The 8,159-nt window shown below is 61.8% G+C and carries 5 protein-coding genes; 4 read left to right on the top strand and 1 reads right to left on the bottom strand.

All coding sequences use genetic code 11. From position 1 onward, the window contains the following. Nucleotides 1–148 precede the first annotated feature (148 nt). A complete protein-coding gene (locus QMK17_RS25710; protein WP_283512119.1) occupies nucleotides 149–1,201 on the top strand; it encodes a glycosyltransferase in 1,053 nt (350 codons plus the stop codon). 126 nt (nucleotides 1,202–1,327) lie between these two features. On the opposite strand, the gene QMK17_RS25705 is transcribed toward QMK17_RS25710, so the two are convergent. Next, nucleotides 1,328–2,758, bottom strand: a complete 1,431-nt coding sequence (locus tag QMK17_RS25705; RefSeq protein WP_283512118.1) for an IS1380 family transposase — start codon at nucleotides 2,756–2,758, stop codon at nucleotides 1,328–1,330. A gap of 137 nt (nucleotides 2,759–2,895) precedes the next feature. Here QMK17_RS25705 and QMK17_RS25700 point away from each other — a divergent pair, with 137 nt between their 5' ends. From QMK17_RS25700 to istB, 3 genes are all read left to right on the top strand, one after another. Then, nucleotides 2,896–4,566, top strand: coding sequence for an ATP-binding protein (locus tag QMK17_RS25700; RefSeq protein WP_283512117.1), 1,671 nt, complete (start codon nucleotides 2,896–2,898; stop codon nucleotides 4,564–4,566). Between the two features lie 358 nt (nucleotides 4,567–4,924). Beyond that, nucleotides 4,925–6,280, top strand: a complete 1,356-nt coding sequence (locus QMK17_RS25695; RefSeq protein WP_283512116.1) for a Mu transposase domain-containing protein — start codon at nucleotides 4,925–4,927, stop codon at nucleotides 6,278–6,280. After that, entirely contained in the window at nucleotides 6,273–7,127 is an 855-nt protein-coding gene (istB, locus tag QMK17_RS25690) for an IS21-like element helper ATPase IstB (protein ID WP_283512115.1), read from the top strand. The genes QMK17_RS25695 and istB overlap by 8 nt, the downstream gene beginning before the upstream one ends. Nucleotides 7,128–8,159 lie beyond the last annotated feature (1,032 nt).

The following is an 8,159-nucleotide window of genomic DNA, read 5'->3' as shown; positions in this document are numbered from 1 at the left end:
GCGTATTCCGCTCCGTGTGCTTCCAGCAACCGCAGGGCCCTCGCACGGACCTCTGGATCGATTTTCTTGGGCATGTGCTCATCCTTCCTGACTCAGAAGGAAGCGGCATCAAACCTAGGGTGATTCAAACAGCTGTGGGTGGGTAGTCGTGGGTGATGACAGTCTGCACATCGCGATCATCGCCTCGAACCGTCACCCGATCAAGCAGCCTTTCGCCGGGGGACTCGAAGCGCACACATGGCATCTAGCGCACGCACTGGCTGAAGCCAACCACAAAGTCACTTTGTTCGCAGGTCCCGGCTCGGACCCAGGACTCAACAGTAGTTGCCTCAACGTCGACTATCTCGAGTTGAGCGCCCGCGCGAAGGCGGACGTGTCGATGCCATCCGAGTCGTTCATGTCCGACCACCATGCGTATCAGCAATTGATGCTGGGCCTGGCGGCGAACCGTCGTTTCGACGTCATCCACAACCACAGCCTCCACTATCTCCCCATCGCGATGGCACCGACACTCAGCGCGCCGTTTCTGACCACCCTGCACACACCGCCGACGCCGTGGATCGAGTCGGCAATCGTAGCCTCGGGTGGAGCCGGAACGCGTTTCGCGGCCGTCAGTCATCACACGGCATCGATGTGGGACGGCATTGTCGACGACATCGAGATCGTTCCCGACGGGGTCGACGTCGACACTTGGCACAAGGGGCCCGGCGGCCCGTACCTGGTGTGGTCGGGCAGATTCACCCCGGAGAAGGCGCCCCATCTGGCTATTCGCGCTGCCGAGATCGCTGGATATCCAATTAAGATGGCAGGCCCGGTCTCTGACCCCAATTACTTTGCCAGCGAGATCGGCCCACGTCTGGGCCCATCGACTACATACGTCGGTCACCTCGAACAACGAGAATTGGCGACGCGGGTCGGTGGCGCGGCCGCAGCGCTGGTAACCCCAACCTGGGATGAACCGTACGGCCTCGTGGTGGCGGAAGCTCTGGCCTGCGGCACCCCAGTGGCTGCGTTTGCGCGAGGCGGGATACCCGAGATCGTGTCCCCGGAGTGCGGCACCTTGGTGCCCCTCGACGATGTCGACGCCCTGGCCGCAGCCATCCCGCGAACGGTCCGACTGTCCCGCTCCGACGTGCGCGAGCGCGGCGTGCGGCACTGCTCCGCCGAGACGATGCTTAGCCTGAATGCACCGATGAGCTGACTCGCTTGTTCTGAATGATGTTGCGCGGTATCGACCTGGATACGAGGCGTGATTGTTCGGCCGATCTCGGCTATCGGGTTGTTCCACTGGGGTTTTCGTCTCGTGTGTGGGTAAGGGTACTGGTCGTTAGGCTGCGATCGGTAGGTTTCGAGGGAACGTGTTCTCGAACAGTGTCATCCACTGTTTCTCCCACGGCCAGTCTGTGGGTAGGTGGAGGGTGATTTTCCGTGCCGAGTAGGCGATACGAGTCGGCACTGTGATCAGAGTTCGACGGATCGTGCCGGTCGTTGCCTTCGCCAGCGCCGAGTCGCCGGTGATGGCGGCGGCGGCGCGGGTGAGGTTGAACGCCATCACCGCGCAGACCAGCCAGGCCGCGTTGGCGCAAAAATGTCCTGACGGCATGTGGGCGAGGGCTGAATTCTTGAGGTCTGCGTGGACTTGTTCGATGATCGCGTGCCGGCGGTGGACCTGGTCGGCGGTGACGGTGTCGAGATCGTCTGGGTCTGTGGTGGTGAAGAAAGCGTGGAACCGCCACACATCGAACAGTTGCTGCTGTCCTTGGTCTTTCTTCAATCGTAGATCCGGGATGCGGCGCACGATCAACCGGCCGGGGATGTGGTGGGCTTTCTTCTGTGCCGTGAACGCGGTGAACGGTATTTCGGCGACTTCCGCCGTCGAGATCCACGACTGGGTGTCGTCGTCGAAGATCGCGTTGGTGTAGCGGATCGGGGTCCACGCATCGACCGGGATTGCACTGATCGCGGTGCGGATCACCGAGTTCAGTCCGGTGGTGATCGAGACGTCCGCGCCGCCACGGATCGCTGCCGAGATGGCGGGGTGCCCGAAGTACGCCGAATCGGCACGCACCAGTGGGACCGACATCTGCTGTGGAGCAGCAGAATTGGTGACTACCGTGCGGACTCGGTGTACCGTGCGCAAGGTGTCGGCGATCATCCGGGCTGCACCGCGTGCGGATCCACATGACCCTTTCCGGAGTCGTTGCCCGGTGATCACCGGTGCTGCAGTGGTCGTGGTGACGGTGGTGATCAGCGAGTTCAATCCGCGGACTCCGGAGTAGCCGTAGCCGGATCCTTGTTTGCTGTGTCCGTGGACTTCGATGATCGAGTCGTCGATGTCGATCATCACCGGGCCGGTGTCGATCCCGGCCAGGACCGGGGTCTGCTCGGCGAGCCCTGAGAGCAGTCGGGACGCGACTGCGTCGAGTTGGCGGACATGCCCGAACCGGAACTGGCGCAGAAACGACCCCAGCGTCGAGGGCGCGTACGGGCGGTCGAAGAGCGTTCCCAGTGCGCCGTGCCGGAGGATCGCCATGTCGGCGATGCTGTCCGCGCCAGCGACCATCCCCGCGACCAGCGATCCGACCTTGCGGCCGGCGTTGGCCCCTTTGTCGGTCGGCACACTCAGATGCGCGTCGGCCAACGCGAGCAACCATGATCGCTGCGCCAACGCCAGCACCGGGACCAGCCCGGCTGCGGACACGAGATTGGGGTCGTCGAACCTCGCGGCAGTGACAGGTCGGGTGTGAGATAGTTGCATCTGCGAGATGCCCTTCTTGTGGTCAGAATCCGTTCTGTAGAAAGTCCCATTCTTCCACCACAGCAGGGCATTTCGCGTCTAACGCGCATGTTGAGCGGCTACCTCATCGGTGCATTCAGGTTAAAGCTTTCGACCGAGTGTCGGTCCGAAGTGCGTACGAAGATGAGGATGGGGAACTCCGCGGCCGCCAGTTCAGGTTCTCAGTCGACCGTGAGGTCGAGCACGACGGCGGCGCCGACGGGTTCGCACGCCCCGGCACAGCCGTGAGCCTCGACGGCTTCAAAAAGTCATTCCAGCAGAACGCGCCTAAGGGCGTCGATGCCCTCGCACGCGAAATTTTCGAGCACTGCATCTGGTACTTCCTTCGGCCCGGCGGTGCCCCTATCGTCACGATCGGGGACGATGACGAATCGGTCTCATTGGCCGATTTGATGGACGAGTTCGTCGACTCAGCAATGACGTCGTCGACGATCAAGATTAAGGGCCAAAAGTTCGACATGCTTAACCTCCGCCTAAAGGCGACGACGCGAAACTCCGTTCCGCGCCTCCACTGGTGCGCTGCGAGCCGTGTTGTCATCGAGGAGAACTTGAGCGGCAAGGTGCCGGGGCTCCATGGCAAGCTGGCCGACAAAGCATCTGGCGAGTTCGTTTACGCGTGCTACCTGACGTCGACCTTCCTCGACGATCGCGTCCGCGCCGATCGGACGGCTTTCGACATCAGCGAAATTGTCGCTGGCCAAACGCTTGTAGATGACCTTTCGCTGGACGACATCCGCGAGGCCGTCCTAGAAGAGGTTGCGGGGATCTTGAAAGATGCGCTTGAGTCGGCACGCGAGCAGGGCAAGCAGCGCGTACACGATTTCGTGACGAAGCGTGCGCCGCGATATAGGCCTGTGCTGGCCAAGATCCAGGAACGCGGGATCACCGTGGACCCCTCGGTCAAAGACCAAGATCTTGAACTCCAGCTCCACCGGCACCTACAGAAGATCGAGTCCGAGGCGTTCGTGCAGGGGCAGGAGGTCTTTGCGGGGGCCAACTTGGAACCGGCGGAGGACTACGCGGAGCGACTCGCGGAGTACCTCGCCACGGTCAGCGAGATCAACCAATCGGATCTGGCCGCGTACGTCTCGCGCCGTCGCACAGTGCTTGACTTGCTCGGTCGCCTCATCCGCGCTGATAAAGAAGGTAAGTACAGCCGAGAGGACGCAATCCACTCGCTGATCGTCCCCATGCGCACGGAATCAAACGACGTGGCCGCCGATGGGTCCAACCTTTGGATCATCGACGAACGGCTCGCGTTTCATGACTACCTCGCGTCCGACAAGACGTTAAAAAGCATGCCGATCACCGGGTCCAAGTCCACGAAGGAGCCTGACATCCTCGCGACGCGGCTCATCGATTCTCCGGTGCTCGCGGCCGAAGGACAGAAGCTGCCGCTGCCATCGATTGTCGTGGTCGAGATCAAGCGCCCGATGAGGAAGGACGCCACCGAGGACAAGAACCCCATTCAGCAGTGTCTCGACTATGTGAAACGAGTCCGCGCCGGGAGGGTATTGACCGCGACCGGCAGGCTGATCCCTCCAACCCAGGATCCCCCGGCGTTCTGCTACATCGTCGCTGACCTCACGGAGAAGATGATCGAGAGGTGCGAAATCTCAGATCTGCGTCCCACGCACGACGGTCTCGGCTATTTCGGCTACAACAATGCTGCCAAGGCGTACATCGAGGTTACAAACTTCGATGGGCTAATCAATGCCGCTACCGAGCGAAACAGGGCTTTCTTCGACAAGCTGGGGCTGCCCACGTGAAGGCATCCGGGAGCAGGAACCGATGACCTCGACGCGATCATCCGCCGGGCAAGGCCCGACCCGGCCATAGTGTCCGGTCCATTGTCGTTGTTCTGCAACAGTTACCGCACCGTCAAGAGACTTCGACACGCGCGGGTCGTTGATTTCGGAGCGATCTTGTTGCGTTGCAACGACGTTGGAATGACTGTCAGCGCCTGCGTGACGGCGCTCAGTGAAAGTGCCCAGATCTGATCTCTGAAACTGCTCACCCGTGTGGCTCCGTCGATGAGGGCGGGCCTCCTCCGATGCTGGTGGTCTCTGACCACGCACCAGCGTCCCGAAGGAGACCCGCGATCTCATGCTTACATGAGAAGAGGACATGGAGATATCCGCACTGCACAAACGAGGCATGTCGATCTCGGACATCGCCCGACACACCGGCCGCAACCGCAGAACCGTCCGCAACTACATCAACGGCACCACCACACCGGGCATGCGACGAAAGTCCACGACGGACCCGTTCGAGGACTTCGTCGACTACATCCGCTACCGATTCACCGAGGACCCGCACCTGTGGGCGGTCGCTCTCTTCGACGAACTCTTGGCCTTGGGCTTCGCTCTGTCGTATCCGACGATGACCCGCAAGATCCGGCAACAGAAACTGCGCCCGATCTGCGTGTCCTGCAGGACCGCCACCGACCGAGCCAACGCCATCATCGAACACCCACCGGGTGAGAAAACTCAATGGGACTACGTCGATCTACCGAACCCCCCGACCGAATGGGGTTGGGGCAGAACGGCACATCTATGGGTCGGCTCGCTCGCTCATTCGGGGAAATGGCGGGCAGTGCTGACCCCGTCGATGGACCAACCACATCTTGTGGACAACCTCGACCGCGTCGTCCGCGTTCTCGGCGGCATCACCCGGGTCTGGCGTTTCGATCGGATGGCGACGGTCTGCTACCCCGAGTCCGGTGCGGTGACCGCCAGCTTCGCCGGCGTCGCGAAGTACTACGGGGTCTCGGTAGCGATCTGCCCACCGCGTCGAGGAAACCGCAAAGGCGTCGTGGAGAAAGCCAATCATACTGCAGCGCAGCGATGGTGGCGGTCGCTACCGGATATGAGCGTCGAACAAGCACAAGCGCACCTCGACAACTTCTGTGCCGTCGTCTCCGACAGTCGCACTCGCCACACACCCGCCGGGACCAGCACGGTCGCAGACCTCGCGGCGGCCGAACCCTTGCAGACGCCGCCGGCGACGGCGTATCCGGTGATCCTCGGCGACGCCCGCACCGCGTCGCGGCAAGCGTTGGTGTCCTACCGCGGCAACCAATACTCCGTCCCGCCCGAGTTGGCGTCGGCGCAGGTCACCGTCACCAGGCCGGTCGGCGGGAGTCATCTCGACATCGTCACCGCTTCCGGGATCACCGTCGCCCGGCATACGGTCGCGGCCGACGGTCTGGGAATGATCGTCCGCGACAGCGGCCATGTCATCGCGCTCGAACGGCTCGCGATGGCGACCGCGAACACCGGCAAACCGCATCGCCGCAAGGAACGGATACCGCCGGGAACCGATGCGCTCAAGGCAGCAGAAGCATTGCGTGGCAGCCGATTCCAGGGCTCGGTGACCGACGCGTTGAATTCCAAATCCGGTTTTGCGTCAACGTCATCGGATGTCATCGACCTCTCGGCCTACGAGCGGGCTGCGCGGAGAAGAACACTCTCGCATGAGTGAATCACCGAAACCGCGCGCCGCTGCCGATCGACTTCCCGCACCGAACACCGCCGAAGCAGCCAGTCTCTATCAACGTCTGCGTGGCCATCTCGGAGTCCTCAAACTCGCCGACGCCGCCGAAGCGTTGCCTGCGGTCCTCGACCAAGCGGCAGCGGAGGAGCTGTCGATGACGGCGGAGTTGGAGCGACTGCTTTCGATCGAGGTCGCCGCCACCGAAGCACGGCGTTTGACCGGTCGGTCGCGGTTCGCGTGTCTACCGACGCCGGCATCGCTGGAGGACTTCGACTTCGACAACGCTGCTGGGGTCGACAAGAAGTTGATCGACGAGCTCGCGACCTGCAGATATCTGGAGACAGCGACGAATGTGCTGCTCATCGGACCACCCGGGGTCGGGAAAACCCATCTGTCTGTCGGGTTGGCACGGGCCGCAGCCCATGCCGGGTATCGGACGTATTTCACCACCGCCGCCGACCTCGCCGCTCGATGTCATCGGGCGGCGATCGAAGGCCGGTGGGCGACGACAATGCGGTTCTACGCCGGACCGACGCTGCTGGTGATCGACGAACTCGGGTATCTGCCGTTGCCGGGTGAGGCGGCGTCGGCGTTGTTTCAGGTTGTGTCGCAACGATATATGAAGACCTCGATCGTGATCACCAGCAATCGAGGCGTCGGTTCGTGGGGAACGGTCCTCGGTGACGACACCGTCGCAGCAGCGATGCTCGACCGGCTCCTACATCGATCGGTCGTCCTCGATATGTCCGGTGATTCCTACCGCCTCCGCGACCACAACGCCCGCTCGGAAAAGCTCCGCAAAGCAGTCACCGAGACCCGTCAACCGCTACAGTGATCAGCGCTACCGGGTGAGCACTTTCGCTGAGCGAAGTTGAGCATTTTCGATGAGCGCCGTCAGTGTTGACATTCGTGGACTTAGACTAGGTCTCATCGCCGAAAAGTAGAGGGTGCGCTGCAAGAACCTCGACACGGTCATCGCCCATGCCCGATAACTCTGCCAGCGGTTTAGTGCGCCGCCTGCCAACACGACACCACGCTTTGGTCAGGAGGGGCAAGTGATACACACAATCGCCGCAACCGTTGTCGGCGATTTAAGTCCCACAACCGGCCTAGGAAATCAACGGCCGGCGGGATTCTCAGCGCTACGTCGAAGGTTCGGTTGCTGGGCACCCTTCTCCCCCGAGCTGTCTCCGGGCTCAAGGACTTAAGGGCTAAAGGGCTAAAGAAGCATCCGCACCGACGCCGACATCATCGGCCTGTCAACAACGGACGTACGCGATATCGAACAGTTCCTTGCCTCACCCAGAAGGGGCCGTTTGGCCATCTTCGCTATTGCGAAGATGGGCGCGGATCACGGATGGTTCACGCAAGGAGAGCAGGACCGTAGACAACGACAGTGGGTCCATGGCTAGTTCACGCCCATCTTGCTCCTATTGGGTCCCAGGACCCGGAGTTGAGGCTTCCGTCGAGTAGTGGGTCGAGACATCGGCCGATGACGCGAAGCGCGCCGTCCAGCTCGCGCGCATCCTCGGGTAGTCCCGCAACTCCGAGCGCAGCTCTTCTGTAACCACTCGTCCATTGCGGCGCGGGCGATACGAGAGCAGGAGGCAGGGTCAACGACCGACGGGTGGCCTCGCGTATTAATGCTGTATGTGTCACAGCACCGTCGATTCTCCACGCGGTGACTATCAGGGCCAGGTCGACAAGGTCGTGATATCGCGTCGAAGGCTGCTTTAGCCTCAATACCGTTCAGTTAGTGTTGAATGATTGTGCATTCGGGTGGTGTGGTGGGTTGTGGATGGTGTTGGTGGTGGGCTCGTTTGGCTGCCCACTTGAAGATTTTGCGTTTCACGACGCGTGGGTTGGC

The sequence above is a fragment of the Rhodococcus sp. G-MC3 genome, from assembly GCF_030063335.1.
Lineage (GTDB): Bacteria > Actinomycetota > Actinomycetes > Mycobacteriales > Mycobacteriaceae > Rhodococcoides.
This window is presented reverse-complemented; position numbering and strand designations above follow the sequence as displayed.

Excerpts from the sequence above, each read along its gene's own strand:
- QMK17_RS25695 (WP_283512116.1), top strand. The coding sequence starts at position 4,925 with ATGGAGATATCCGCACTGCACAAACGAGGCATGTCGATCTCGGACATC.
- istB (WP_283512115.1), top strand. The coding sequence starts at position 6,273 with ATGAGTGAATCACCGAAACCGCGCGCCGCTGCCGATCGACTTCCCGCA.
- QMK17_RS25705 (WP_283512118.1), bottom strand. The coding sequence starts at position 2,758 with ATGCAACTATCTCACACCCGACCTGTCACTGCCGCGAGGTTCGACGAC.